Annotated in this window: 38 protein-coding genes; 7 read left to right on the plus strand and 31 right to left on the minus strand. The window is 48.6% G+C overall.

From position 1 onward, the window contains the following. Nucleotides 1–14 precede the first annotated feature (14 nt). The 26 genes from CAG68_RS05260 to CAG68_RS05385 all read right to left on the minus strand — a co-directional run bounded on the left by CAG68_RS05260 (nucleotide 15) and on the right by CAG68_RS05385 (nucleotide 18,041). Complete coding sequence (locus tag CAG68_RS05260) at nucleotides 15–638, minus strand: hypothetical protein (RefSeq protein ID WP_161440871.1); 624 nt, start codon at nucleotides 636–638, stop codon at nucleotides 15–17. Further along, nucleotides 628–966: a hypothetical protein gene (locus tag CAG68_RS05265; RefSeq protein ID WP_161440872.1), complete on the minus strand. Its 339-nt coding sequence runs from the start codon at nucleotides 964–966 to the stop codon at nucleotides 628–630. Before CAG68_RS05265 ends, CAG68_RS05260 begins: the two co-directional genes overlap by 11 nt. Beyond that, on the minus strand, nucleotides 959–1,531 hold the full coding sequence (locus tag CAG68_RS05270; protein ID WP_237667847.1) for a hypothetical protein: 573 nt from the start codon (nucleotides 1,529–1,531) through the stop codon (nucleotides 959–961). The genes CAG68_RS05265 and CAG68_RS05270 overlap by 8 nt, the downstream gene beginning before the upstream one ends. Next, nucleotides 1,521–2,162 (minus strand): tyrosine-type recombinase/integrase, encoded by a 642-nt coding sequence (locus tag CAG68_RS05275; protein WP_237667848.1) that lies wholly within the window; start codon nucleotides 2,160–2,162, stop codon nucleotides 1,521–1,523. Before CAG68_RS05275 ends, CAG68_RS05270 begins: the two co-directional genes overlap by 11 nt. Before the next feature lie 10 nt (nucleotides 2,163–2,172). After that, on the minus strand, nucleotides 2,173–2,859 hold the full coding sequence (locus CAG68_RS05280) for a DUF7168 domain-containing protein (RefSeq protein WP_161440873.1): 687 nt from the start codon (nucleotides 2,857–2,859) through the stop codon (nucleotides 2,173–2,175). Continuing rightward, entirely contained in the window at nucleotides 2,856–3,410 is a 555-nt protein-coding gene (locus CAG68_RS05285) for a hypothetical protein (RefSeq protein ID WP_161440874.1), read from the minus strand. The genes CAG68_RS05280 and CAG68_RS05285 overlap by 4 nt, the downstream gene beginning before the upstream one ends. A 632-nt stretch (nucleotides 3,411–4,042) precedes the next feature. Further along, on the minus strand, nucleotides 4,043–5,761 hold the full coding sequence (locus tag CAG68_RS05290) for a hypothetical protein (RefSeq protein WP_046376547.1): 1,719 nt from the start codon (nucleotides 5,759–5,761) through the stop codon (nucleotides 4,043–4,045). Then, a complete protein-coding gene (locus tag CAG68_RS22120; protein ID WP_202599853.1) occupies nucleotides 5,751–6,923 on the minus strand; it encodes a hypothetical protein in 1,173 nt (390 codons plus the stop codon). The genes CAG68_RS05290 and CAG68_RS22120 overlap by 11 nt, the downstream gene beginning before the upstream one ends. Before the next feature lie 12 nt (nucleotides 6,924–6,935). Then, a complete protein-coding gene (locus tag CAG68_RS05300; RefSeq protein WP_161440875.1) occupies nucleotides 6,936–7,346 on the minus strand; it encodes a hypothetical protein in 411 nt (136 codons plus the stop codon). Continuing rightward, nucleotides 7,333–7,536: an Rz1-like lysis system protein LysC gene (gene lysC, locus CAG68_RS05305; protein ID WP_020195235.1), complete on the minus strand. Its 204-nt coding sequence runs from the start codon at nucleotides 7,534–7,536 to the stop codon at nucleotides 7,333–7,335. The genes CAG68_RS05300 and lysC overlap by 14 nt, the downstream gene beginning before the upstream one ends. Continuing rightward, nucleotides 7,529–7,927 (minus strand): hypothetical protein, encoded by a 399-nt coding sequence (locus CAG68_RS05310; RefSeq protein ID WP_161440876.1) that lies wholly within the window; start codon nucleotides 7,925–7,927, stop codon nucleotides 7,529–7,531. Before CAG68_RS05310 ends, lysC begins: the two co-directional genes overlap by 8 nt. Beyond that, nucleotides 7,924–8,355, minus strand: coding sequence for a transglycosylase SLT domain-containing protein (locus CAG68_RS05315; RefSeq protein WP_020195233.1), 432 nt, complete (start codon nucleotides 8,353–8,355; stop codon nucleotides 7,924–7,926). Before CAG68_RS05315 ends, CAG68_RS05310 begins: the two co-directional genes overlap by 4 nt. 67 nt (nucleotides 8,356–8,422) lie before the next feature. Continuing rightward, the gene (locus CAG68_RS05320) at nucleotides 8,423–8,671 is read right to left on the minus strand and encodes a hypothetical protein (protein ID WP_012219902.1); all 249 of its coding nucleotides are present in this window, start codon (nucleotides 8,669–8,671) and stop codon (nucleotides 8,423–8,425) included. Nucleotides 8,672–8,982: 311 nt separating this feature from the next. Further along, nucleotides 8,983–9,432, minus strand: a complete 450-nt coding sequence (locus tag CAG68_RS05325; RefSeq protein WP_161440877.1) for a hypothetical protein — start codon at nucleotides 9,430–9,432, stop codon at nucleotides 8,983–8,985. Continuing rightward, entirely contained in the window at nucleotides 9,429–9,740 is a 312-nt protein-coding gene (locus CAG68_RS05330) for a hypothetical protein (protein ID WP_161440878.1), read from the minus strand. The genes CAG68_RS05325 and CAG68_RS05330 overlap by 4 nt, the downstream gene beginning before the upstream one ends. Further along, nucleotides 9,737–10,501, minus strand: a complete 765-nt coding sequence (locus CAG68_RS05335; protein WP_020195229.1) for a hypothetical protein — start codon at nucleotides 10,499–10,501, stop codon at nucleotides 9,737–9,739. The genes CAG68_RS05330 and CAG68_RS05335 overlap by 4 nt, the downstream gene beginning before the upstream one ends. Nucleotides 10,502–10,511: 10 nt before the next feature. Continuing rightward, the gene (locus CAG68_RS05340) at nucleotides 10,512–10,733 is read right to left on the minus strand and encodes a hypothetical protein (RefSeq protein ID WP_161440879.1); all 222 of its coding nucleotides are present in this window, start codon (nucleotides 10,731–10,733) and stop codon (nucleotides 10,512–10,514) included. Between the two features lie 12 nt (nucleotides 10,734–10,745). Next, nucleotides 10,746–12,497 carry an SNF2-related protein gene (locus CAG68_RS05345; RefSeq protein ID WP_161440880.1) on the minus strand — a complete coding sequence of 584 codons (1,752 nt, stop codon included), beginning with the start codon at nucleotides 12,495–12,497 and terminating at the stop codon, nucleotides 10,746–10,748. Further along, nucleotides 12,494–12,895 carry a hypothetical protein gene (locus CAG68_RS05350; RefSeq protein ID WP_046376538.1) on the minus strand — a complete coding sequence of 134 codons (402 nt, stop codon included), beginning with the start codon at nucleotides 12,893–12,895 and terminating at the stop codon, nucleotides 12,494–12,496. The genes CAG68_RS05345 and CAG68_RS05350 overlap by 4 nt, the downstream gene beginning before the upstream one ends. 11 nt (nucleotides 12,896–12,906) lie before the next feature. Beyond that, complete coding sequence (locus CAG68_RS05355) at nucleotides 12,907–13,389, minus strand: hypothetical protein (protein WP_140352487.1); 483 nt, start codon at nucleotides 13,387–13,389, stop codon at nucleotides 12,907–12,909. A 2-nt stretch (nucleotides 13,390–13,391) separates the two neighbouring features. Continuing rightward, a complete protein-coding gene (locus tag CAG68_RS05360) occupies nucleotides 13,392–13,877 on the minus strand; it encodes a hypothetical protein (RefSeq protein ID WP_161440881.1) in 486 nt (161 codons plus the stop codon). Between the two features lie 2 nt (nucleotides 13,878–13,879). After that, nucleotides 13,880–14,611 carry a hypothetical protein gene (locus CAG68_RS05365; protein ID WP_161440882.1) on the minus strand — a complete coding sequence of 244 codons (732 nt, stop codon included), beginning with the start codon at nucleotides 14,609–14,611 and terminating at the stop codon, nucleotides 13,880–13,882. Continuing rightward, complete coding sequence (yejK, locus tag CAG68_RS05370) at nucleotides 14,608–15,618, minus strand: nucleoid-associated protein YejK (protein ID WP_161440883.1); 1,011 nt, start codon at nucleotides 15,616–15,618, stop codon at nucleotides 14,608–14,610. Before yejK ends, CAG68_RS05365 begins: the two co-directional genes overlap by 4 nt. Nucleotides 15,619–15,639: 21 nt before the next feature. Continuing rightward, complete coding sequence (locus tag CAG68_RS05375; RefSeq protein WP_161440884.1) at nucleotides 15,640–16,239, minus strand: hypothetical protein; 600 nt, start codon at nucleotides 16,237–16,239, stop codon at nucleotides 15,640–15,642. A gap of 15 nt (nucleotides 16,240–16,254) precedes the next feature. Beyond that, nucleotides 16,255–16,767, minus strand: a complete 513-nt coding sequence (locus CAG68_RS05380; RefSeq protein ID WP_161440885.1) for a PadR family transcriptional regulator — start codon at nucleotides 16,765–16,767, stop codon at nucleotides 16,255–16,257. Nucleotides 16,768–16,862: 95 nt separating this feature from the next. Further along, nucleotides 16,863–18,041, minus strand: a complete 1,179-nt coding sequence (locus CAG68_RS05385) for a tyrosine-type recombinase/integrase (protein ID WP_046376533.1) — start codon at nucleotides 18,039–18,041, stop codon at nucleotides 16,863–16,865. A 171-nt stretch (nucleotides 18,042–18,212) separates the two neighbouring features. Between CAG68_RS05385 and CAG68_RS05390 the strand changes: the two genes are divergently transcribed. The 7 genes from CAG68_RS05390 to CAG68_RS05420 all read left to right on the plus strand — a co-directional run bounded on the left by CAG68_RS05390 (nucleotide 18,213) and on the right by CAG68_RS05420 (nucleotide 22,506). Next, nucleotides 18,213–18,437, plus strand: coding sequence for a hypothetical protein (locus CAG68_RS05390; protein ID WP_020195220.1), 225 nt, complete (start codon nucleotides 18,213–18,215; stop codon nucleotides 18,435–18,437). Between the two features lie 75 nt (nucleotides 18,438–18,512). After that, nucleotides 18,513–18,710 (plus strand): hypothetical protein, encoded by a 198-nt coding sequence (locus CAG68_RS05395; protein WP_012219907.1) that lies wholly within the window; start codon nucleotides 18,513–18,515, stop codon nucleotides 18,708–18,710. Nucleotides 18,711–18,765: 55 nt separating this feature from the next. After that, on the plus strand, nucleotides 18,766–19,956 hold the full coding sequence (locus tag CAG68_RS05400; RefSeq protein ID WP_161440886.1) for a hypothetical protein: 1,191 nt from the start codon (nucleotides 18,766–18,768) through the stop codon (nucleotides 19,954–19,956). Between the two features lie 49 nt (nucleotides 19,957–20,005). Further along, nucleotides 20,006–20,947 (plus strand): hypothetical protein, encoded by a 942-nt coding sequence (locus tag CAG68_RS05405; protein WP_161440887.1) that lies wholly within the window; start codon nucleotides 20,006–20,008, stop codon nucleotides 20,945–20,947. A 57-nt stretch (nucleotides 20,948–21,004) separates the two neighbouring features. Continuing rightward, on the plus strand, nucleotides 21,005–21,823 hold the full coding sequence (locus CAG68_RS05410) for a 3'-5' exoribonuclease domain-containing protein (protein WP_161440888.1): 819 nt from the start codon (nucleotides 21,005–21,007) through the stop codon (nucleotides 21,821–21,823). A 53-nt stretch (nucleotides 21,824–21,876) separates the two neighbouring features. Continuing rightward, on the plus strand, nucleotides 21,877–22,203 hold the full coding sequence (locus tag CAG68_RS05415) for a hypothetical protein (RefSeq protein ID WP_139045306.1): 327 nt from the start codon (nucleotides 21,877–21,879) through the stop codon (nucleotides 22,201–22,203). A gap of 57 nt (nucleotides 22,204–22,260) precedes the next feature. Beyond that, nucleotides 22,261–22,506: a hypothetical protein gene (locus CAG68_RS05420; RefSeq protein ID WP_012219916.1), complete on the plus strand. Its 246-nt coding sequence runs from the start codon at nucleotides 22,261–22,263 to the stop codon at nucleotides 22,504–22,506. Between the two features lie 41 nt (nucleotides 22,507–22,547). On the opposite strand, the gene CAG68_RS05425 is transcribed toward CAG68_RS05420, so the two are convergent. From CAG68_RS05425 to rdgC, 5 genes are all read right to left on the minus strand, one after another. Next, nucleotides 22,548–23,084 carry a hypothetical protein gene (locus CAG68_RS05425; RefSeq protein WP_139794966.1) on the minus strand — a complete coding sequence of 179 codons (537 nt, stop codon included), beginning with the start codon at nucleotides 23,082–23,084 and terminating at the stop codon, nucleotides 22,548–22,550. Between the two features lie 12 nt (nucleotides 23,085–23,096). Further along, nucleotides 23,097–23,636 carry a hypothetical protein gene (locus CAG68_RS05430; RefSeq protein ID WP_083135860.1) on the minus strand — a complete coding sequence of 180 codons (540 nt, stop codon included), beginning with the start codon at nucleotides 23,634–23,636 and terminating at the stop codon, nucleotides 23,097–23,099. Between the two features lie 676 nt (nucleotides 23,637–24,312). Then, nucleotides 24,313–24,663 carry a hypothetical protein gene (locus CAG68_RS05435; protein WP_012219877.1) on the minus strand — a complete coding sequence of 117 codons (351 nt, stop codon included), beginning with the start codon at nucleotides 24,661–24,663 and terminating at the stop codon, nucleotides 24,313–24,315. Nucleotides 24,664–24,726: 63 nt separating this feature from the next. Then, nucleotides 24,727–25,515 (minus strand): plasmid replication initiator TrfA, encoded by a 789-nt coding sequence (gene trfA / locus CAG68_RS05440; protein ID WP_020195212.1) that lies wholly within the window; start codon nucleotides 25,513–25,515, stop codon nucleotides 24,727–24,729. Then, nucleotides 25,506–26,417 (minus strand): recombination-associated protein RdgC, encoded by a 912-nt coding sequence (gene rdgC, locus CAG68_RS05445; RefSeq protein ID WP_031847591.1) that lies wholly within the window; start codon nucleotides 26,415–26,417, stop codon nucleotides 25,506–25,508. The genes trfA and rdgC overlap by 10 nt, the downstream gene beginning before the upstream one ends. Nucleotides 26,418–26,434 lie beyond the last annotated feature (17 nt).

Raw genomic sequence — 26,434 nt, forward strand, 5'->3', positions numbered from 1 at the left:
AAATCCTAACCTGCTTATTTTTTTAATGAAGAGACTGATTCCTCAAAAACTGTATCCAGACGTGTAATTGCAGCAGCAGAGATTTTGCGATGAGCAATCTTTTCACCATCAGGTGATAGAACAACCACCATGCGCTCATCAATGCGTGGCCATGGTCCTCTTTCTGCCTGCAGGCTATCGAGCATCAGGAACTTGTATCCCTTATCCCTCGCGCCATCAACCGAAGTAAACCCCAGCCCTTTCAGGCAATCGAACAACCACGCAAAAAAACCTGCAGCTTCCGATCGCAAGCGTTCCTCTGTGATGTCCAGCTGGAACTTTGCCAAATCCCCAACATCAAAGCTGCTTTCCTGAGCTGGGATAGTCGCAAATTGAACCCCTGACACCGCGCCACGCTTTGACTTGCCCTGAACGGTCTCCATCGACAAACGAACCATATCAGCGGTTGTTTGCTCTGCGTTTGGCGTGCCAAGGTAACTCTCAGGAACGGACATGGATTGCAACGCCCTCCCCATCACAGAAGACATTGCCGCTTGAATGGTAGTACGGCCAAAATCAGGCTGTTTTGAGCGCTCTTTCTCCATAGCTACCATTTCCTCGGCACTGGCAAGTAGGTCAGAGAACAAATCATCTTTCACTCAACACCTCCTTCTTAGGCTTTATCCAGCCCAACATTAACCGTTGGCAATCTCTTAAAAACAAACTCTTGAGAGTGCCATTTTCCATTCTTTCGCTAGCATTGTAGGTATCAACATCATCTTGAGACACCTCCAAATACCGAGTGCCAGACACACCCCCCAGTATCCGCCCATGTTCCATTGAGATCTTACAAACAGAGTAAAGAATGTCAGGGGGCGATGAAAAACCACTGGCGTTAATAAAGGCGACAATCACCTCCCCTTCAGACACCCGCTCAAACAACTCATCGTAGTCAGTACAAAGCCCGTAAGGGATGTGATTACGCATGGGCGACCTCGCTCTTTTGGGCCAGCTCTTCCTTTAACTGACCAATAAAGGGGATCCAGACCTTATCCCAGAAGTCCTGACAGCAAGGGGATACTTTGGTTGCTGACGGGAGATACTCGTAGTCACCGAACACTTTATCAAATAAGGGGTGATCAATAAGCTCCTTATAGTACAGGTCGCCTTCTCTGTGCTCAGTGGATAGCATGTCTTCCCACGCCTCCCTCGCCTCTGCTTTGGTCAAGTCATCTTCACGGCGTGACTCTATGATGCATCGCTTCACCTCAACGGGGTATTGCTCAGGTGCCGGCACGTAGTGTTTATAGCCGGTGAGCTTCTTCATGCAGTAGTCGAAATCTATTTCCGTCAGAAACTCTTTGGGATCACCGCCGCAATGGGTCCAGTTATGAGAGTATGTGCCATAGTCCGAGTTGATAGCCACTCTGACAGACTCTTTACCACAGATTAAGAAGATATCACCCCAGCCCACACAGCTGTCGTGACGAACTTGGTATAGCTCCGCTTGCGTTTTGATTACTTTAGTCATGACTTTCTCCTTACAGTCCAATATCAATGCTTAGGTAAACATCACGCACGCGCTCATCCGTGATACCGATGTATTTAAACGTCTCCGTAACGCTTGAGTGGTTGAATAGCTTCTGCAGTACGTTAATGTCTGCGCCGTTCTTATAGGCGTGGTAGCCGAAGGTCTTACGCAATGAGTGCGTATTTAAGCTGTAATCCAGCCCCAGACTGTCTTTAACATCAATCAGCTTGGTTGATATCCATTGACGGCTAACCGGCTTAGGATCGCCTTTGACGCGATTTCCGGTAGCCTGAAACAGATAGATAGCCTCGGGATTATTCATTCTCAGGCGCTCAACGCACTGCAGCGCGGTTCTATTCAGAGTCAGGCGCTTTGGCTTGCCGGTTTTCTTCTCTTCCAGCTCAACATAACCAATGTCTTCACCTTCTAGCTGCATTGTCTTGATGTCGTCGAATTTCAGCTTCAGCAGGTCGCTAATACGCAGGGCCACATTACAACCGAGCATGACCAGTTCAGCCTCTCGATGGTTCCCCCACTTTTTGAGGCGGTTGTAGATGGCTCTCACGTCATCCAGATCTTTGATTGGGTCAACTTGTTTCATGATTTTTCTCTCTGGTGGTGCAGCAAGTCGAAACTCACCGCACTTGATCATCTTTCCGCCTTTATGGCGCCACACTATGGGACAATTTGGCTTGCTCGGTGCCATGTACCGGCGTATTCACCTGCACATTGCTTCCATCCAGAACACCAGAGTGATAATCGTCACGACTGCCACCTTTACGACGCATACTCTTTGCCTGCTCCGGCTCTTTCCCGTCTTGGCTTTGATGCTTCATGTATGACTTAATGCGGGTCTCTTCCTCTTCGGGCAATTTCTCTGCCTTCAGGTTTTCAGTAACAGAGATCACCCAGCCTTCGCAGTAGCGGTCAGCGCGAACGGTCTTGTTTTGTTTGCGCATTCGGGGGGTCAGAGTCGACAAATACTGCTTTCTGGCATTCATCAGCTGGCGGTAGAGCACATCAAAAGCATATGCGGCCATCATGGCAGCGTCTTTGCGTCCAATGAACTGAGGAAAAGAGCCTTCAAAGTTAGTCTCAAGCATAGGGATAACCTGAAACGCCTTGGCGATTTCTGAAACCAACACGCCCACATAAACAACCGGCTTGCGTTGGATGCGGCTTTTGCTGGTGGTTTCACCCATTTCAATGAACTCGATGTCTTCATCACTGAGGCCATACTTGCGCATTAGCTTACGAGCCATCGCCAAGGCATTAGCCGCTTCATTGGGATTGCTGGACTTGGAGAGATCAAAGCATTTCTTGATCTTCTCTAAATGCTTGGGATTCATGCCGCCTCCTTACCTGCTAATCCAGACTCTCTCAATGCAGCCTGAACCGCTTTGACGATGCGAACCATGTAAGCGTATTGGTGGGGCACTCTTGTAGGGGCAGTGACAATGCCAAGGTCTAAATATTCGAACTCTTCTTTGCTTTCATGATCAGGGCACTTGTAAGTGTCATAGCTGTGCTCGGGAGCGTACTCTTCCCAATCTTCGATATCGTAAAGCGCACGGGCCAAGCTGGAACCGATATGATTTAAACGGCGACAGCCTAAGATGTGCGCTCTCGCCAGAGGCAGAAAAGCATCATAATCCGGCTCTTCGCTACTTAGCGAACCACACAGATTAGAGATCAGGTAGTGCTCATCACAATCACAGAAGAACTGAGCAATAGTTCTGCCACCCATCGCGCCCCAGTATGAGGACCACGATTTTCCGTAGCACTCAATGACAATCTTTCCTTTGCCGGCAACATAGTCTTCCAAAAATACGGTGATAGGGTCGAGAGATTCAATCTCAGTGATGCGCAACTTAATCGCTGTGCTTTGTTCGATTTTCATGATTTTTTCCTTTGGTCGGGGTTACAAATCTAATTGCTATAACGAGAATATAATAAGATTGTGTAAATCAATCAAGGGAAAGATAGGGAAATGTGAGAAATGACGGGGGATTTCTTATTGCTAAAACGTGCTTTTAGCAATAAGGAAGATAAAAAAAGGCCCCGCATCCTTGCGAGGCTACCCTACTAGTTGGCAATGCAATTTCATCATTGGGATAGCAATGTTCGGTCTTGGCATGAGGCTGGGGGTCGACAGCCAGTGTGGCTAATCACCGCTTACCGTACCCCCGTATGCAGCTAAGGGAAGCTACGCCATTGCAAACAATGCCCGTTCATCTTAGTGCGTCTGCGATCACCCTAACCACAACAAAAAAATGTTGGATATAAGAAAGCCCACTCACAGGAGCGGGCTTTGTCTTACACCGAGTTGAAAGAAGGATAACCTTTCAAAAGGGATAGTACGGGCGCTAATGCGCTGGCACTACAACATTTTCTTGTTATCCTCGCCGCCCTGCTAAGCCATGCAATGGCGCAGCCATTGCCCGTAATTTAGCCGATTAGGACCATTGTTCCTATGTAAAGTGTAAGAGTATTTTTTGCACAGGGTTATCCCCTTGATTTGGGGATAACCGCCTATGCTCGCCTGTAGAACTTAAAGAACTCGTCCAGTCGTTCGACCTCCATCAAGCCAACCTGTGCGTACTCATTCAGTCCATCGTCTATCCAGTCACTGCAAGCTGCCTGAATCGCGGCCCTGACATCTGGGTAATCATCAGCCTCACACTCAACCACACCACCGCTTTCAATCGCAGCGATAGCCTGATCCGCTGGGCTTGCCTCTTCCTCTCCCAGCAATGCCATTGCTTTCGCCAGAGCATTATCAGATTGACCATCGCTTTGCTCGCCGGCAGGAATGTAATCAACCAACCAGAAGAACGCCGTTGCATCAAAGATATCGGGAGACTTGATACCCTCACTACGCAGCTGCTTCTTGGAGAAGATACGCCAGCGGCCCAACTCGTCAAACTCATACGGGATCTTGACGAACTGTTTCTGCAGTTTCTTCTCAAACTGTTTCGTCTCACCTCTATGCAGCTTCAAGCGGCCAGTGCCCAAGGCTTCTTTGACCATGACACAGGCAAAGTCTTTCTCTTTCGGGAAACGCTGCTTCACTGAGTTCGCGTGTGGTGGTCGGCCCCAGTGGATACGAGTCACGTTCACACCCAGCTTTTCACACTCTTGCGCTGTCGTCAGACCATAACCGTCCGCATCAATGCCAACCGAAATATTGGTGTAACCAGCCGTTTCTTGGTGAATAAAGCGAGCAAATTGAACCCCGTCCATATCTGCCGGCGCTTCAATCGCTTTCACCACTTCAACCTGTCGCTCACTACCAAAGCCACAGACCTTACCAATCTTGAGGACTGAACTATCTCGACCTTCACCACCGGCGACGTCGGCAACAGCCACCCAGCCCCACTCATCAGCAAATTCAATAACCGCCTCAAAGCCTTTATCAACCAGACTACGGGAGATCAGGAAGCCACTTGCATCATCAGGACAAACACCCAGAACACGGATCCCGTATTCAGGGCTAGTCACGCCACCGTACTCGATGCGCTTCTCTCGGATAAACTTGAGGTTAACAAACGGACTCATTTCACTGTTGAGCGTGATAGCCGTGTACAGCCCTTGCTCAGCCAGCTCCATTTGAGAGTCAGCAAAGTGACCGGTCGGCCTTGTAAACTGACTAATGAGCAGCATTTTGTTGTTGTCTTCGGTCAATGCACCACGCAGCACCTCAAAGGCTCGATCTGATACGCCTGACGCCTCATCGACCACAACCATATAGTCTCTACGGTGCTGACCGGCCAAGCCTTCCTCATTGCCCTTAGAGCAGGTTTTACCAAAGATTTGCCAGACACCTTTGTAGCCTTTGGCGTAGAAAGACTTCGCGGTAATGATGAAGTACTGCTCTAACCATGGCTGACGCTGGCAGATCTTCACCCAGAGACGCTTGATGTACGAGAAGACAACGTTTGTTACCTGATCCAGCGAGTTTGCGGTCAACATGCACAGAGACTCAGGGTGCGTGATGATGAAGTGCAAACACAATGCAGCGGTCAGGTGGGATTTACCGGTACCGTGACCGGACGCCACAGACACACGCGCCCCGACAGGCGTCAGGGCGTTAATGACTTCGATTTGCTGAAACGACGGCTCCATCCCGATAACATCATAGATAAACGCCAATGGCCGGCTGCGATAGCTCGCTGCAAAATCCAGATAACGAGGATCCAGAGTAATAGCAGCGTGCTTATGCTTCTTGCGGCTTCTGTTCCTAGCTGCCATGGCTATCCTCAGCGTTTAGCGCTTCCAGTTCAGCCATACGCGCCGCCAAGAACTCCTCAGAGCTTTGCTGATTACCAAGCTGCAGCTGCTTCTCGCGCTCTTCCACCATCTGAGGCGTAACTGCACCCGTTGGTAGCTCGGAATCGTCATCATCGCCTTCACCCAGCTCAAAGCGGATCTGCGCCAGCAGGTTAGGCGGAATGTCTAAGCCATTCGCACTGAGCATGTGCCCTGCGGTTAATGCGTCAATCTCTTCATTTGCTAACTGGTTAAAGACGGTCGACTTGATAGCCAGCTGCTCGCTGTAAGATAGCGTGCTGCCCTGCAACAACTTCTGACGCAATGATTCCAAGTTAGCAACACGGCCCATCCAGCGGTCAATCACAGCGTCCCAGTCCACGCGCTTCATCTTTATCGTGGTACCCAGTGGACCTATGTTGTCCTCAAACGCTTCTGCACGCATCGCTGCATGGTTGAAGTAGTCTGGCTTTTGAAAGCTAGGCGTAAACCCTTCATCATCCGGATCCGCTGCAGGGGGCGGCGGTTCGTTGGCCGCTTCTTCTGCCTTTCTGGCCTGCTCTTCTGCAATTCGCTTCTCGATGTACTCCTGTTCGCCCTTCAACCGGAAAGCTTCAGCCAACTTAGCGCGAGCTAAGGCCAACTCATGATCAATACCGCCAGCAGCAGAAAGCGCAGTTTCATACGCCTCCGCCATTTCATCCGTCAGGTGGCGAGCATAAAGCCCGTGCTTTCTGGCGTTGGAATTGCCAGCCTGCCCACCCCTATTTCGTTTTGCACCAGACTGGGAAAACGATCGATCACTATTGCGCGCGCGCTCCCCGTCAGAGTGATCGCTATTGGTGTTAACTTGTTGTTTGGCCTTGGTTTTGTTGCCTTTTTTGGTTGTTGTTTTACTGGCTTTGCGATCGCTTAAACGATCATTATTAAGATCGTTATTACGATCATTATCGTGGTCGATCGGGGCATTGCCCGATATTTCAATCTTACCTTTGCGGTACTGGGTAATCGCACGGGTGAGAGAGCCAAGCGGCACCCCTTCATCCTGTGCAAAGTCTTTGTTTTTGTACTTGGGATCGTCCTTCTGGCGCTGAAATAACAGCGCCAGTAGACTCGACCAATCGTAGGTGGACTTTCTAGCCATAGCTAACCTCTACTACTGTGCTGCCGCTGCTTCAGCAATACAGTGATCGCACTTTGCTAGTGACTCGTTCTCTTGTAGTAACCTCTTGTTTATCTTCTCCAATTTCGCTAAACGCTGAGACATTTCAGCAACTTGGCTCTCCAACTTACTGCGCTCGCGCTCCCACTCTATGCGTTCATTTTCCAACTGCTTTGAATAGAGGGTTTCAATGGTCTTGACGCGCTTATCAAGGTCCTCCTGCAACTGGTTCATTACTTTTTGCTGCAACTCCACGACAGACGTCGCCCCTTGAATCATGACCTCATCGGCCCGTGCATCATCAAGTGGCTTTTCTTGTCGTTTAATCATGAAGTTCCAAAAACCAGCGCCCAGAACGGCAGTGATCAATGGCACCACAAAATCTTTAAACTCAGTCCCCGTCATCCTGTTCGCCCTCACCTTCCACCCATTCACGAAGCGACTGTTTATCGACGTTACAGGCTTTAATGACCGCTTCCCGCTCAACGCTCTGAGCGATACCGTCTTCAAAGCTGTCACCCCTCAGCGGTGCATCAGGGCAGTCTTTAAGCCATTCCGGTGGTGGATACTGCTTCTCTACAACGGTTTTAATCACCGTCACTGTTTTTGGTGGCGCCGCCGAGCATCCGGATAACACTGTCAGGCATCCGAGTACGCAAACACGCAGCCTCTTTCCCATCATTGCCACTCTCCTTCTCAAGTTGAGCGAGTTTTCGTCCTAACTCACTGTTACTCTTAGAAAGTTCGCGCTCACGATCTGCAGATATTTTCCGCTCAAGATCTCGCGCTTGCTCCATCTGAGTGATTTGCTCGTTGGACTCTTGCAAGTCCTGCTTAAACTGGGCATTGGTTTGCGCCAGCTGGGCATTCTCTTGCGTTTTGGTTTCAATGGTGGTCTCTAAGTTGTCGATGGTGATGTACTGGACGCCGACGACGCCCAGTAACAAAGCCCCAATGAGACCACCTGCGACATACACAGGGTTCATTTGAGCATCCTCATCTGCATCCAGTACCGCCAAATCCGCTCAACATAGGTTTTGGTTTCTTTCGAGTGATGCCCTGTTACCTGCGGAAGACACCGGATGATGTCTTTGTAGGGAGCGGGATTACCACAAAGCTTTTGAGCCTTGATGATCCAGCCACACCCAGCGTTGTAACAGGCCCAAGCGAGCGATAAGCGGTCCGACATTGGGCGGGGGGACTTCCACACATTCAGCCTGCCGGCCATGTAGTACGCAGCAGCTTCGATGTTGTGAACAGGGCTATGCACCGACACCTCATCAAAACCAAGCTGAGCGGACACTTCAGCCCACGTAGCAGGCATAAACTGCCCCAATCCTGCCGCCCCGACATAACTGACGGCCTGCGGGTCGAGAAGGCTCTCCTGATACAGCTGAGCCTTTAAAATCTCCATCCCATAGACCGCCTCATACGCCGGAAGCCAGCGTTTTGCTGACTTCCGGATCTGCGTGTCGTAAGTGTCAGGAAAGGACGCTGCCAAGGAGGAAGCAGGTACTGCCGAACATAACGCACTGGTAAATAGCAATAGAGCGGTAATCGCCCTTTTCTTTAGCTTGCGCAATCCAGTCATTTTTCACCCCGTCTTCACCAAAAATAACCTTGCGCATCATGGTCATAACCACCAAAGCAAGGCACAACAACACCAACTTCATACCGATACCAGTCAGAGCGGTCACGCCCATCGTGGTGAGATTGATTGATTCAGGCATAAGCCCTCCGATTTATTAACAAAAAGACAGCGTTAGCTGAGCCTGTAGTGTGTTTCGACGGGGGATTTATCGCATCAACACGTTTTTATTGAGCTGCGCCGGCCTAGAGCGCGAATCCTCCTATGCAATAGATTCACTGAGGCGCGACAAGCCCACGTAATACAAGGGATTACGCAAAGCAGCACTAAACCAGTGATTACGCGCCAGTCTCGCTTTTTTATCGGGCTTTTCAGTGAAATACAGGCATAAAAAAACCAGCGCTCTGGCTGGTCTTTAATCGTATGAGTTGTGTTTTAACGTGACGTCGTCACCTAACCCCATATGTGCATTTGAAGATAACGGGCCTTGCCGATAGGTATCCAAATCAATCCACCGTAGCCGTCGCCCCAGTAGTCAGTGCTTGTATCATCGTAGATATAACGAACCGCAACACTCTCACCATACCAATCTCTTGCTCGTTCTTTACTGCCGGCAACTTCATCAATACCGACAATCTTCAAGTCTTGGTACCTGTGTTCAGAAATGGCCCAATCAATTGCTTGCCAAATCTTAGGTTTAAGGGTGCGCTTTAAGCGACTAATGACTTTACAGTCTCTCTTGTAACGGGCATTTTCTTCTTCAGCCAGTTCCTTCATGAGAAGCTCAGACTGGGCGTGATAGTCTTCATGACATTCAAGGTGTGACACACCCCATGACAGGCTTACACGCTCATCGCTTTGATAGACATCATTGCCGCAATGGACACATTGACCGTAGTTCACAATGATTCCTTATGCGCTTCTCTCGCGGCAATCATGCTGGTAAATGTCAGAACGCTGGCATGATCGTTGTCATCAAGCGCCTTTTGTCGGTAAGAATACAGCTCGTCTATGGTGCAAACCTCTTCATTCCACCAGCCATAGCGCCCTTTTTGACGGTATTGATTGAGCTTTTCAGCCATTTGAGCCTGAGCACCGATAACAAGCTGAGCGTCTGCAAACTCTTCATGCATCGCCTGAGTGACAGCACTACTTGAGCGGTAATCAGGGCGCATAACCAGCTTCATTATTTCTGCAAAGTAGTTTTTCATGCTGCGCTCTCCTGTTGTTTCAGCTCTTCGGCAACCTCGGAAACGTTCTTATTGACGGCCTCAAATTCAATAACCCAGACATACGGGTTATCACTCCAATTGTTGTAAAGGCCATCCCATAAGTTCTTGAACCAAGTAACCGGCTTTTGGTACCAACTCAAACCAGATTCAACCGCCTTACGCTGGCACTCTTCATCTGTCGGCATTCCCTCAAGCACGGCTTGCTCTTCAGTAATCTCTTGCACTCGTTCAATACGAACGTCAGTCACTTTCAATGTAATTCGACTTGCGGCCTTTGGCATGTGAATTGACGGATGCCATGCTGATATTTCTTCCTCAAAATCATTACACCAGCGCATTTCACCATCGGCACGATAAATAACGCTCCCTGTGTAATAGCCCTTGCCATATTTCAGCTCTTTCACTGGCAAAGCGGGTCTATCTGGCGTCCATTCAACCATATTGCCGTCTTCATCAAATGAATGGTTCACAACACCCCAAGTTTCACGAACCCAGACCAGATCACCAACAAAGCAAGGAGCCGTAACAAGATCTGACTGAGGAAAGTCGGTCCCGACTCCGCGACGAATTAACGCGCCCCACTTGCCTTTTTTCGGGTGAGAGCTGGTGATTTTGGAAGGCTTGCGGTCGTGCAGTTCCCAGCCCTCTGGAATAACCAGAGGGCGACGGGTAACAAGCTTGCGGCCATCTAAAAGCGCGTTGACCATATCTGCAGTAAATGGGAGGTATGTTTCTTTCATCGTCGTATCCTTAGTCTTCTTCAGGGTGCCCAGCGCATGAGCCGTCCGCGTTTCTATTGTCACAAGTCGAATCCAACACCAGACAAGTAACCCCCTCATCAAGCATTTCCTTCAACTCTTTTCTCGCCGCTTCCATGCCATCTGGATGCGTTACTGTCTCGCTAAACTCTTGCTCTTCCATAGAAAGAAGCCTTTCGACCGGAATATGTACATGCATAATTGTGCTTGCCATAATAAATAATCCCTAAATAACTTCTCTAAGCAGCTCTACGTCTGCATCGTTGAGTGATTCCGCTTTCTCCGGCACTTTCACGCCACGGCTTGCCAGATAATGCTCTGCCAGCTTCTTGATGCGGTCCGTGTCCACCTGCTTTCCAACCACTTTAGAACCTGGGTCTTGAATACCTCGTGCTTGTGAAGATTTCACACCCAAGATAGAAAGCATTTCCGGATCACTGCCGTACTGAGTGACCGCATGGAACACAAATACAGAGTCTTCCTGACCGTCACGGTCCAATCGACCGATGCACTGGGTCATGACCTGCGGACTCCAATCCTCTTCACCAAAAATTACCGTTGAGCAGCGGTGCTGAATGCCATCGGTACCAGCACCAGAGCGAAGACTCATGATCAAAAGGTCAGATTCACCGTTGATAAAGGCTTTCTTGTTGCGCTCTTTCTGGGTCTGGCTCTCAGAGCCGGTGTAAAACAGCGGATTGAGATCGGCTAACTCTTTGGCCCAAATGTCATAAACGCCTCTGTGCCAACCAAATAGAACGACAGGAGTACCAGACTCAATGAACATGCGAACATAGGCCGCAACGCTGTGAGCTTTCGCTATCCCCGTCATTTCTCGCATCTTGAGGTCAAAGTCTCGGGCCGCTTGTCCTCGCTCCACATAAGAGCCGGATAGCGTTTTCACGGCCAGCTGCTCAGCCAGCACTTCCATATCTGCTACTTTCTTCATGTTTGGCGCCACCCACTCGATATGCGGCTCCAATTGTTTCGCCACCTGACCAACATCGGCCTTGGTACGGCGAATAAGCACCCTTGATTCTCTCAGGTACGAACCCAGCGCATCAGGATCCGCCACAATGCCCTTATCGTTGGCAACGCCAGCATCACGGGTACACCATTCACGTAGGAACTCGTCACGACTTCCGAGCACTTCCGGCTTAATCATGTTGCAAATGTTGAAGGCTTCAATCCCGTAGTTATAGATAAGCGTTGCGGTCAAACCCACAACCATAGGGACGTTCTGATTAATAACGGATGCCGCCATACCGCGCTGGCTTTCTCCGCCTCGTCTTAATTGCTGCACCTCGTCGTAAACAATGGCTTTTACCCAGCCAGCGGACAGCACATCAACCCATGGCGAAAGCTGGCTGTACTTGAAAACATAGATATCAGCTTGTGGCAGCTTGTACGGCTTGGTGCCTTTCGCTTTATGGACCGACAGGTTGATAAATTCAGCGGCTTTTTCACACCACTGATCTTGCAAGTGCGGCTCAACAACAATCACCAAAGGCAAGGCGTTAGGCAGCAGGCCAACACCTAAGCCAAGGTAGGTTTTACCCAAACCCACATCATCAATAACCAGCAGTCTTTTAACTGACTCAAGCAGATCCAGCCCCACCAGCTGATAATCACGCAGAGACTGGTTAGGCATTAGCCCCGCCCGTACCGCCGGCGTGTAGTCAGGCAGCAAGATAGCGTGCGCCTCTTCCTGCTTCTTGTGGTACTCACGGCTGCGTTTTTTCAGGTACCGTAAATCTTTATCGGACGCCTGCAGGGCATAACGCTGGGTAAACCAAAGCAGATCCGCTGCAACCTCCTGAGAGTCCTGCAAAGAGAAAAGCTTGGCTTGCTGTTTGGGTATTTTCGGGAACAACTGCTTGAGGCGAATAGCAACATGAGGCTCGATATCCACCAGCTCCCAGCGCGATTCTGAGCGACGTAGCGCCCCAAAGGTACGGTTAATCACGAGCTTACTCATAGACCGTTCTCCCCTAAGTAATAGAAGCGCGTCGGCTTGCCTTCGATTTGCTCTGGCAGGCCCTGTGGCTTAGCGGTCGCCAAAATCAGCCCTGTTACCTCCGGATTAAGGCAGTAACGCTCACACTGGCGGTAAACGCCCATCTTGTTCCACGCCTTGGAAGCTTTCACTTCCAGCCCAATACCGGAATTAGGAAAGAAAAAGTCGATGATGCTGCGACCATCAGACAAGCGGTATTCACGCTCAAAGCGAAGCCCAAGGTTGGTGAAGTGCTCTTCTAAGTACTCTTGGCACACCTTTTCATCAGCAAATTCGTATTTTCCTTTGCGAAGAATGCCGATCAGGGCTTCCAGCTTATCGTTGAGGCAGATTGATTCTGCCCCGACTTTGTTTTGCATCTTCCGACTCCTTAGCGATTGCTCAAGCCGGACAAGAAGCTGTAAAGCTCTTCCCAGTTTTCGTTGTCATAATGAGCCACCAGCTCGTCCCAGTGAGAAGCTATCTCTCTCCACTCATGACCGGTGGTCAGCATCAGGAATACTTTCTTCTCAAATCCAAGCGCTCGGACCATGCGAAGGCAGCGACCAAAGTCATCAGCATCATGAGGGTAGGAATACCCCTGAATCGGTAAGCGCGTCGTACCGCCATCAATGACATAGGCCATGTATTTAGAGCTGGTACCCGTATCATCACATTCAAACCACTCAGAGATAGACATACCTTCTCTGACCTTTACCGGCTCTCGGGCACACTCTTCAACAACCAAGTTGGCCGCTTTGATAGCAGTATTAAAAATGCTCGGGCAAAATGGCATGTCAGGGCATTGGCGAGACAGCTCTTGATTGATGGCGTTAACCAAGCTCATTTGGTCAATATAAATAGGATCGTGCATGGTTAAGCCCCCTTGCCCTGTTTTACTGCTTCGATTAATTCCAATGGAGACTTGAAATCACCAGACGCTGATTCAGCAATACCCGCATGTTTCATGAAACCGCACTCTTCCCAACCGTAAAGGTGGTGTGAACACTCTTCCGTATCGAGAGGTTTGTACCCCTTGTGCCACGGCCACACATCTGCACCAGCAATCATGTAAGCAGCCAGTGTCATGCCATATTCAACCGGCCCTTTAACTTCAACAGAGGTGTTGATAAGAGCACTTGGGGCGCTAGTCTCTTCCGGCCAATCAACATTCTGAGCACTTGTTGCCTGCATGTACTCTTCTTTGCTCACCCCAAGGGCCACCATGACGTCATAAATAGATGGAAACGAGTCGGTATCTTCATCATAAAAATCGTCCATCAAGTGTTCCCAGAGGTTTTCTTGATCCGTAGCTCGCTCAAATAGGCGGACCGCATCCAATTTGGTCAGTTTTTTTGCCATGGTTAAGCCTCCAAACGCTTCATACAGGCTTCCAGTGCTTCACCTTCTACCTTGCCAACGATTTTGAATTGCTCACGCTTCACGGTTGATTGCCAACGCATATCAGCAGCGTGAGAGGTAATAACAAAGGGTTCTACAGAGACGACCACGGCACTATCGTAGCGACCGCAACCACTGGCCAGCTGATAGTCAGGTTTTATTGGCTCAACCACATCACCAACAGCCACTTTGCGCAGCTTCGCTTCTTCGAACTTAATTAGACGGCGGGAAGTATCATCTTCCGGTCTATCGTGCATTTTGACCAAGTACATTGCTGGCGTATGCTCACAGATACCATCGATCACACCTCCATGACGATTCGTTGAGAACGAGTAAGCTTCCAGCTCTGTCCCAAGCTCAAAAGGCGGTACTGGTTGATAGGCTTTGCCCCAACTTTCAATTGCATCACGATGGATCTCTTGGATATAACCGTCTACTTGCTCCATATCATCAACAAACATCGAATCCACGTCCCAGCCGCCATAGGTATCCATTTTTTTAGCTAAATCGTAAGCGTCAATGCCGTAGTGGTAATGTTTTGCGATATCAATGGCAAACACTACCGCTTCATCTCCGTCAACACGGGTTAAGTGACCGCTTTGAGCTGCCTTTAGTGCGCCGGCTTTCTTCATTTCATCGGTAAGTTTTGGGCGTGGCGGGATTGGGGATCCCTTTGCGTTGAATAGTGGGTTCATTTTGCACCCCCTTGGCGTGTCAACTGATCACGCAGGTTCGGCGGTGTTCCCTTGATAGTCAGAGTGTCGGTTTCCGCATCGTAGAACACGCGCTCACCCAGCAGCAGAGCGTCAAACGTCAGATTGATACCACCACCAGCACCCACGAACTTTGTAAGCTTACGAACGCAGCCGGCATCAACAGGAAAGCTATCTTCCAGCTCATAGCCTTGCTCTTGGGTGTAGCGGCTAAAGGAACCCACTTCACCGTCAAACTCTGGCAACTCGCCTGACAACTCTTTAACGCTGATCTCTTCACCGGCTTTCTTCTGGTCATTGCAGTAGTCATGAACCTGTTTCTTGAGTGAGATCTTTTCTTCGCGTTCAAGCTTTGCGTCCGCGCAAAAGTCTTCAACCGCCTGCATCAGCACTTGGTTTTGCTGTTTTGCATCAAAACCTACTTCTGCCTGCAGGAAATCAAGGAAGAAATCAGACACCTTGCGGCCCACGCGCCCCTTGATGAATGACAGGTAGCGGTTTGATGCCGGATCGGTTTCAAATGTTGAGAGGTCAACTACAGCGGCCAGATCCATTTTGGCAATATCCAAATAGGCGGTAGCGCTCAGGCTCAGGTTATCCATGACGGTCATACCTGAGTTTGAAGACACCAAGCCGATCAGCAGGTAGTCCGTTGCAAGGGATTGATACTCAGCAAAGATCAGCGTGCCTTCATCAGCAAACGGGTATTTGCTCAGCTCTTCTTTGAGACGAGCGGCGCCAGTCTTTGAGAAATCATAGAAAGGGGTTTCACCCTTGCGGCTATCAATCAGCCACTGCTTGAACTCGCTATCAGACTGAAACTGTCCGTAGCCTTTGGTTTTCCCCGAGTAAGCACGGTGAAGCTCTTCAACAAGGGCCTCATAGGCCGGCTGGATAGGTAGATGGTGATTACCATAGTGAACAGTCAGCTCGTCTTGTTCATTTTTGACCAGCTGGTGTAGAGCAACTGCATTCAATGAAATACTCATTGGGTTTCCTTCTTTGTGTGATTATCTGTAGGTCCTGCGCTCGTGCTTGATCACTTGATGAACAAAGCTACGGCTCATTTCCATTTTCTTAGCGATTGTTGGCGCCTTTAACCCTTCGTCGGCTAACTGGCGGCACAACTCAATTTCATGGTCGGGGTAGATTGCTGCGTGGCTGTTTTCTCCTAAGACATGGAGAGACACACCCATCAGATAGGCTTTTCGATATACATGCTCAACCTTTCGGCCCAACTGCTTGGCTATCTCAACACCAGAGATAACGCCTGCATTACGCTGGATGAAACGTTCATCATTTAAGGTCCATGGCTTCGGCTTGGCATTCTTAAACGCCAATGAAATACCCATGCGTTGCGCTTTGGCCTGTACCTGCTTTTTGGTTTTACCCACTAAACAAGCAATGTCGTCAGCACTCATTTTCCCTGCGCTTTTCTCAAGGGTTCGCTTTTCTTCTTCGGTCCAAATTGTCACAGGCTTTTTCAAGAAGCCTTTAACGGACAATGGAGACAAGCCAAGCGTGAAGGCAATCGCCTCCACCGTCAGACCTTCAGAGGAAAGGCGGACAACTTCAGATTTCACGTCAAGGCTTTGCGCTGGCATGTTCATCAGAAGCCCCCTGAACTACGCAGCCAAACGTTTATGGCTTTGCAGGTATGCCAAGGCATCCACGCAATAGCTTTCTTCAGCACGGTTGATGTAAATCTCGCGCTGCATAGCGATTCGTTCTGACGGGTTTTCCGTTTTTTCAAGCAGCTGCTCTGTTTTCTCGATGGCAGCTCTCAGCTGTTCCAGCAGCTCTTCAAAGTACTTCTGATTACCTACATTCAGCATGATGGTGCGAATGCTGTGTAATGACTTGATTGAAGGGGTAGCACTCTCTACCGCCTCGTTGAACTTGGCGATCCCTTCGGTAGTCAGCGAATAGACCTTGCGGTCTGGCTTGCCCTCTTGTGGATCGTCTTTGAACACCAAAAAGCCATCGTCGGCCATCTTGTTTAGTGAACGGTAAATTTGCTGGTGGGATGCACGCCACAGACGGCTTTCGCTCATCATTTTGGTTAGCTCGTAACCGGTGGCTTTTTTGTGCTCTGACAGCAGAGAAAGTAGGTGGATAGGCAATTCATTTAACAGCATTTCGACACTCCTTTTTTGGAAATTGGAAACACCATATAACAAAATCCTGCACATTGTACAGGATTTATTTTAATTGATATGAAATTTTGAGGGGTTTAGAACGAAAGGCCCTGCTCTTTCAGCCAGTCGTGGTATTGGCTGAGGGCTTCTTTCATCTTGTGTTCGACGTGAGTATGAATGTAGGTCTTGTCCAATTTGCTCAGGGCATGGTTCAGCAGCATTTCACCTACCATGTAATCCACCCCCAGGTCTGCCCACACCGTTCGCGCCACTTTTCGCAAGTCATGAGCGGTCCAGTTCCCAGAGGAAATACGCTTAATTTGAGTGCTCGCCGTACTGGCCGGCACGCACTGACCACTACGATCATCATTAGGAAAGAGGAATTGCCCCGTGTAGCCCTTCGCTTTCTGGGTATTGCGGTATGCATCAAGCAACGCTTTCACCGGCTCAGTTAATGGCAAGCGGTGAGATTGCTTGGTTTTGGTATGGTCTGCCGGTAAGTGCCAATAATCATCATCAATATGGGACCACTTAGCCTGACGGGTTTCACCAATGCGGGTACCAAATAGGAGCATCATCAAAATCAGCATTCTGGTGCTGTAGTGGCAGTCCACCAGCGCCGCCAGTACCGCCGGAATATCAGCGGCCCTGATCTGGGCATCTTTGGGATTAATGCGTTTCTGAATGAAATCGGTGAATTGCAGGTCAGCCAGTGGATTAGCGTTGATACGGTTCTGCTTAGCGGCCAGCTTGAAAGCGGCCTTCAATGCAGAAAATATCAGTCTCACATTGGACAGGGAGTATTTGCTTTGAAGCGGCCAGATCAGCGCATCATCAATGCAAGCATGATTCAGCTCGTCAATTAGCTTATCCCCCAACATGGGGATCAGGTGCTTGTTGATCACCGACTTCACCGTCGCCTTGCGCTTTTTGGATAGCTCGCGGTCAGACTGAGCACGCTCACAGTACCAGCTGAGTAAATCCGTCACTTTCTGGAAGCCACTGATAATCTCAACCTTAGCGTCTGGATTCATCGAGAGGTCAAACACGATGTGAGGCAGGCGCTCTTTTACGAGAGAGACCGGCACAACCGGATACACCCCAAGCGGGTGATATTTCTCCCCCTTACGCAGATACCAAGTTCCCCTCTCTAACCCTTTATGCGGACGCAACAATACCGTGGGCTTTGACGAAACCTTGATTTCGTAGCCTTCGGCGTTTTTTAGCGCTCGCTTAACGGATGATTCAGAAAAACTGACTGTAAGTGTCTGCATTGAGAGTCCCAATTGGCTGAGTTGCTTTTGTCTTTGGCTCAACCTTTTTAAAAAAATCCTGTACATTGTACAGGATTTAGATATATATTGGCGTCGTTAGCACGAAGAGCGCTAACTGTCTCGGTGACGTTAACACCAGATTTTCTAACTATCGACAACAGGAAAATGTTGATGACAACACTACAAAGACATGCAAACGGAGAAGGGAAGCACAAGGTGATCGTGCTTTCAGCGCATTTTCAGGGAAACACAGCCAATAACCTGACACGACACCAGTTCGCGGACTTCCACGCTGATGCTCAAAGGCTGGCTGATGATATGGATAGTGAATTTAATCTGACCGGCAAAAAGGCCGACGGTAAGAGATTCAAGCTCAGAATTAAGCCGAAGTTTTGAAAGGTTGGCGTATCGCCCCGACCAAAGATTGATACGCCATAGTCTACACACCACACAGGAAGAAGGATCCCAACAATGGACAATCAACAGTTATCCAGAATGGAACGCTCAGAGCGCCTGTTAGCTGCTCACTGTTATTTAATGCGTAAACCAGTTCCCTATTCTATGCGCCTCAAGAAATCGCTGCAAGCAAAGCTCACGCGCATCGACCAGAAGTTAGAGGTTTATGTCGACAAGGTTTGGAGCGTAATCAACCGCTCTATGCAGCCATAAGCCCCGCCCCGTTTAGTTTATTACTACCGAGTTTAAAGATTGAAGGAGAAGTAGAATGACAACAGAAAAAAGCACCGTAGCAACCGCCCTGCAGTCCGCCCTGAACCCTGCACGTTACCAGCTGGGTATTGCAGCAGACAAAACTGAAGGTCTCGCACACACATCCGTCAATGCCGCCATCACTATGATTGATCAGGCTGAGCAATTGGTTATCGAGCAATACAACACAGAGGTTGATGAGTTCAACACGTTGTGTGATGAGCTTGAAAAGACTCAGGAAGACTTAACACGCACAGAGCGTGAACTTTCAGAACTTCGCTCTAACCTTGATGAACTTGAGCTTGAGGCCAAACAGGCTACTGCAGAAGCCGAGCGAGAAAAAGCTCAGGCCAAAGTCACCCAAGCCAATGTCAAAGAAAAACTGGAAGAACTGAAACGCCTTCAGGCCATGCAGCCGGAACAAATGAAATCCCGTATCGCTGCTCAGCGCAAAAAGAACGACGAAAAACAAAAGCTGCTTGAAGAGCAACGCACCAAGATCCGTGACCTTAAAAACCAGCTGGTGGACGCTGAAACGAAAAAGAACGTCATGGTTCAGACAAACACCCAGCTGACCGAAGAGCTAAACGAAGCTCGCTCTCGCCTCATGCACAAAGACGGCGACGTGATCAACAAGGTTTTTGTGGGTACCGACGGCATTTTGAAGTGTTACATCCACGTCTTTGAATACGGCCTGTCCTTCCGACCAGAGGCATCAACCATCAAAATCATTAACGATCTGGATTGGTACTACGAAGTCAAAACCAATCACGGATTGAATATCACCGTCTCAGTGACTGACTGGCTGCAGCCATTCTACCCGCCATGTGACTACTTGGCCGACCGCTGGCCGACTGATATCCATGATGCACTGCACGAACTCATCATTAATCGCATCGAGATCACCCACCCGCACCTAATTGAGCGCATGGAGTGGGCGAAAGAAACTTATCTGGAAGATGCCCAGCTGGACCCGAAACACTTAGAAGTTTTGAACAATGCCGGATTCCAGAGCCTATACAGCGTGCTTCACATTCCACCACACCGCTTGCGTGCCATCGTCAAAGACAAAGCCGGCACCGCTGCAAAGGGCTTTGGCGAAGCTGCCGTGAAGCAAATCTACTCCAAACTGGAACAATTGGTCGAGCAATGGCAACGCCAACACGATAGTTGGTCTGACCTAAACCGCCAGCCTAAAGCCGCTTAACCAACAACGGGCTGCGGCCATACGTCGCAGCCACCAGCAGGAGAAGATCATGAATACTCGTAGAAAGGGAAAAATCTGCATTAGCGATGCCAAGATTAAAGTTAATGACGATACAGGCGATTTTAAAAACGGCTTTGACGCAGAGCCTATCCTCAAAGCCAAAATTGTTCTAAGACTGGTAGCTTACCTAAAATCACAGGGCTGGGCCTTCCACGTTCCTTATGATGACTACGCATGGCTGGAAGAAAACTCAAGCTTTCGCGGCGTTAAAAAGAAAGGCCGATCGAAATTTGCAGAAAAGCACCGCAAAGGCATTAAAGACGGTCTGGAAGTTGAAATTGGCGCCAGCGGCGTTGGAGTGGACATCGAGTTTTGGGAGAACGTTGTCGACCACACTGCCGACAATTCCCACGGCGGACGACATATCTTTGATAAAGAGTCAAAGATGCCTTATCGCCAGCTTTGCCGACTTAGAGCCACCAAGCTCAAAATCATCAACTTCTTAACGAAATACCACGACTACACACTGATGGATAACGCACGCCCATTGTTTCCAAAGCGACATACCGGCCTAGACCTTGTGCAAAAAGACTACGACGAGAGTTGGCACCGTGACGGCTCTGACATATGGGACCAGAGCCTACAAGGGATCAGCGAATACAATGCTAAGTCAGCAGACGGAAATCAAATAGAGCACGGCTCTATGGTTTGGACTCGGGACTATAGAGGGCGCTGGGTTTATGGTCGAGCTATGTACAACATCAACAACATGTGGTGGATTCTTTCTGGTAAATGGGATCGCTATAACAAGGCCAACTTCGAAATCTACACGGATAAGCCAGCTGATCTGAACGTGAGAGTTTCTAGGGAAAAAGCCACCAGAAGCCTAGAAAGTAAAATTAAGGCAGCTGTAGACAAAAAAGACTTTCTGCTTGCTCACCGACTGCAAACAGCCTTCAACCAGCAGTTTGGCAAATCGGAAGCAGCATAACAGACATCGAAGGGATGTCTCAGAGCATCCCTGTTAACTACTACGAATAGGTTAATTATGATTTTACCGACACTTGAGTACCTAAAGACCATCAAATCAAGCCCTGTGATTCATATCACTGACATTGAAACCGGCGCGAAAGGCCCCGACGCACACATTTTCTCAGCCGCTGTAGTGACCGTTGATATTTACCAGCGCCGGATCCTCAATCAAACCTACATGCTGATCAGCGATGAAGACCAAGAAAACCGCATCAAAGACGCCATCGACCAACCAGATAGCACTATGGCATTCTGGGAGCGACAAAAGGAAGAGTCGCCAGAGGCTTACGCAGAACTGTTCTCACCGGCCAAAAATGATGAGCGTTTATCGCTGCCTGAAGCGCTGCACCAGATCGCCTACTACATCAAAGAAAACACGCCAGAAGGCACAAAGGCGCAAGTCATGGGGAATGGTCCGGAATTTGACAACGTTATCCTGTCACATGCCTATGAAGAAGCCGGTATCGAGCAACCTTGGCAATTCCGAGGCAACCAGTCACTGCGCACAGCCTGCCTGCTTGGTCGTTTGCTGCTTGGCATCGACCCTAAATACACCCTTGAGCGCAAAGGTCCACTCCATCACGCGCTATACGATGCCTTACATGAAGCTGAGTATTTCATTGAGATCACTTCCGCACTGATCACTGCCGTTACTAAGGGCCACAGCGTAGTTGATATGGCAAATGAGCAGCAAAACATGTTCAAAAGCTCTCTGCTTAAAGCTCTTGGCTACCAGCAGAACTCAGACAAAGAGCTGGTCGATCTGTTAGCAGAGGTCGAATTTAACCGCAAAGCGCTTCACAACGGCGAAGCCGAAGCCTGTACCTGTCAATAAAGCCATACCGTGATTGGTACCCTCATCGGTGAGGGTACCAGAGCAAAGGAGTAATGATGGAAGACAACGACAACATTGTTGAGTTTAAGCGAATCAAGCAGCCACCCACAGACAAGCCTATATTCAAAGAGACTCAAACATACCGACACCGACTTGAATGTCAGCACGGTGACTTCAAAATCAACGAGTCCAACGACACGGTAGCATGTGGCCTATGCGGGGAAGTATTAAGCCCTATGTGGGTTTTGAAACAACTGGCCAATAAAAACTCTCAGCTCTATTGGCGATGGCAAGAAATGCAGGAGAAAGTAGAAAAAACGCGCAATAAAATGCGTTGCAAGTGCCAACACTGCGGCCAAATGACCGCCATTCAGCGATAACCTGTACTTTGTACCGCCTGAGTGTTATTTTCTACGAAACACTGACGGAACTCTTTGATGACCAATAACGAAAAACTCAAGATAATTCAGAAACATTTTAAGCTGAAGGCGCAAGACGTTGCTGATATTTGCTACAAAACAAGCGTGAACACGATTTGGGCTTGGCGAACCACCCCAGAAAGCGCTCGATTCAGAACCATGAACGACGGTGAATACGAGCACCTAGTAAACTGGCTCATCAAGAATGAGCGCATTACTGACGAAACAGAGCTAAACGCCCTGCTCGAAGAAAACACCAACTAAGTATCTAAGGGGTATCAACTCAATACCCTCTAGATATTTCATCAACACTCAGTAGATACTTTGCTTTTTAGCGCCCTTTCAAGCATAGCAAGCGCTGAACCATCTTTAATCATCTTCGCATCCACACGAATCACACACCAGCCCAATATCGCAGCCTCACCGTATTTGATGCAGTCTTCATGAAAGCCAGTAGGCGTTAAATGCCTCGACTTTTGAGTGACCTTTTTCCCCTTGCCTGAGTCAAATCGCTCTTGCCCGTGACTGTAGGTACCACCCTCAATCTCTACGGCCACCTTGTGATCTTCCCACGCGAAGTCAAACCGCCATCGGCGCTTAGGGTGAAACTTTAACTCGTCATTCCCCCAGCGTGGCGTAGGAAGCCCTGATTGCTTAATCTGCGTAGCGAACGACATTTCTAACCCACTGGGGCCTTTATCACCCTTTCGCTTCGCTGGAACGGCTTTGAGAGGCTTTCCGTTCGTCATTTGAGGCTGTTTCGCTTGCCGATACTTTCTCAACGCCTGACCGGCAAGCGCATTACCGGCCTTGGCTAAGTTTTCCAGTTGTGTTTCCGTCATAAGATCCAAATTTCACAGATAGGTTGCTATCGGTTTATTCTTGAATCCAGCCATTTCTAACAAACAACGCCAGTTAGCGTAATCAATACTCCGGTTTTCGCCCTCTTCCGCTATCCAGTAACGAATACCACGAGAACTGCGCCCCAACACCCGCCCAATCATTTCACCGGATATCTCGCACCCTATCTTTTCACCAGAACGAAGCAAAATAGCCGCTTTTAGCCCTTTCACCATGTACGTAGTGGGCGCCTTCCAGCGCTTATAGGGGATCTCTTGGGGCATAGCCCAAACTATCCACCGACGAACCTCTTGCTCTTCGCGGTCCACATTCCAGCGAATATCAGATCCGGTATTAAATCGCCCATAAGGCACCAAGTCAGGATCACTTGACTGCAGGAACACATATCCTTGCTTACCAAGCATCTTTTTACACAGTTTGAAGTACATCTGCTCAGCTCGCACTGGATCGTCTGTCTCCACACAGTGCAACCAATTAGCCTTGTTTGTTATATGGCCGTCTTCACTCCAATAAACTTGAAATGGTTTACTCATGCCGTAGCCCTCCCTTAACGCTTACATTATAGGCACAGAGTTCCTATTAAGTCAGCCGTCAATAAATAACGCCAGAGAAGCACACAGAGCGCGATAACTGAAAAGCAATGCAATGACATTCATCATGACCTTAAAAGCTGGCAGGTAGCCAATGAAGAGCGAGAAACACCCTCAAAAGAACAAAGATCAACTGGGATCACTTTGTGTTTCCTTATCGTGGTTTTCATTGTTTTTGAGAAAACAAAAAAGAGAACCCTTTATTATTTTTATTTTTTAATAGGTTATAAGATGGCTTATAGAATGGTTATATATGGTTATAAAATGGTTGTTGGCCTCGAAAGTTGAACCAGAATTAAAACATAACAATATGTTTTTAAAGGAAAAATGAACCATTCTAGTATCTCGATTTATGTTTTGCTAGTATCTCGATTTATGCAAACGGGTATCTCGATTTATGCGTTTTGGTATCTCGATTTATGCAAACGGGTATCTCAACTTATGCATTTTGGTATCTCGATTTATGCATTTTTTTGGCCTAATTCCACTGTATATACACTACTTATACCACTGTATATAAACAGCTTTTCCACAAACCCAAGCAGCGACGTCTATTTCCTTTCAGACATAAAAAAACGGCACCCTCTTTCGAGAATGCCGCTCATGTTTCAATACCTGCTTAGTAGGAGTGTCTGACGATGTGATTTCTCATGCCGTGGTACATGGCCGTGCTGAGCACGACCATGCAAAGCACCAGTTCTTCACCCCACACCACCAGCGACCAAAGCGTGATAAATGAAACGATGAATACCACCGCCGGCTTTTTGAGTTGCTGCCGATGATAACGTCGCGTCAGCTGATCAGATTTTTGAAACTTGATGTACATCTTGGGTACCGTAAACAGCACCAGCGCCGCACGGGCCGCTATAACCACGATAGCAATAGTCACCAGCTCTGGCTGGCCGGCTGAAAATCCAAACCAGCCAAGCAACAAAGGAATGAGGTTAAAAACAATGAATATCCAATTCACAATATGACCTTATCAACAAAAACGCCCCTGTCATTGGGGCGTTGTATCCGAACAGCGTGAGCGTTACTTACGCAAAATCCGATCTGAATCTTTATCTATGTAGGCATCTACAATACCAGCTGCCTTGAGCAATTTAAGCGCTGCTTTCAATTTTTGACGAAACGTTTTCAAATCGCTCGCCTTGGAACCACAGCTATGCATCACTTTTTCAACTGATACGGCGTACTTGTTGTTTGCCTTATGGCTGGCAAAGTAAAACTGCAACCACTTGGCAATATGATTGTTCTTTAACGCCTGTCGTCGTTTTAGATCGATTCTCGCAAACCCTGAAGCCGTGAAAAACTTCACCAACTCCACCGGTAAACGATAGTGCCAAAAGCGAGCCATTGCACCATTTACGTCTTTATATTCGAACGAATCTACCAAATTAAAGTTGAAACGATGTTGAATCAAGTCGCCATTGTCTCTACGAGTGATCAAACCTTCAAGGTTGGACTGGCTAAGCCGACGCATACATTGAAGCAATCTCTCATAATAAAATGGCGTTCTGGCCCAGCCTAAAGACTTCATTAACTCAGCACGCTTAAACTTGAGCTTACCGGATAAATCGGCGTCACGCGCATAGTGGAGCAGCTCAAGAAAAACGTCCAGATCATCCTGTCTTAACTCTGGCCCGACAAACTGCAGCTCCATGGGTGCATGACTGCCATCAATCAGACCCAATAAAACCGGCTTGGTGTAATAGCGACGCTCCTGTGATGTACCTACAGTAAATAGCGCATAACGAGCTAATTCGTTCGGTAGGCATCGAACGGCTTTTGCCCACGGCTTCTCAATTAGCTTTACTGACATTTCGCTACCCCGCCAAGAGCTTCAAATAGTTGAGGTAGGAAGGCATCAAACTCACCGGCAAACAAAACCATGTCGGCGTCGAATCGCTGAGCAACATCTTCTCTCGCAATATCATCGTTCTGATCGGCCAGCTCATCTGCAAACTTGAGCCTTGCCAGACTGCCATCATCCGACAAAATAAAATCCAAGCGATCCTGCCAGTTGATAGCCAGCTTTGTGACCATCTTGTCAGCTTCAATGTGGGTTTGGATTTCTTCAGACGTCAGCTCTTGCTTCTTACAACGGATTTGACCGCCATCTTCCAAGATGGATTTTAACTCGGCCTCATCACGCAATGAAAAACCGCTCGGCACTTCGCCAGTTTTGAGCCATTCAGTCAGTGTGAATTCAATAGCAGATTCAAAGGTGACAGGAACAACCGGCAGAGAACCAATTGTCTTTCTTAGCAGGGCAAGAACATCTTCCGCTTTTTTGAAGCTACTGGCATCAACAAAAAGCAGCTCTTTCTTAGGGCAAATCCAAACATACGTTGTGCTGGTTCGCTTGAAAGCACGAGGCAGTAGATCGGTAACAACATCTTCTTTGATGTTGTCCTTCTCTTTTTTCTTTAGCGGTCGTCCCTCTTGTGATTCCACCATAGTCACGCGCTCGTTGACTTCTTCTTTGATCACCGAGGCTGGCAGCATCTTTTCTTGGAGACGAGCGGCAAGCAGGAGCCAATCACCACCAACATGCAGTAATTGATCACTATGTTTGCCCATCACAGGCGCCCATCCAAACTTTCGCTTATCTTGTTCCCCACATGGAACGAATGCAAATTCAGACAGTTGCTCACTTAATTGGTCGGGAGTGAGTTGAACTGCCCGAGAAAAGCGATAAGCCATGATATTTTTTGGCTTCATATTCTGGGATCCTTCTT

This window comes from Vibrio sp. V42_P2S4T144 (assembly GCF_009904715.1).
Lineage (GTDB): Bacteria > Pseudomonadota > Gammaproteobacteria > Enterobacterales > Vibrionaceae > Vibrio > Vibrio alginolyticus.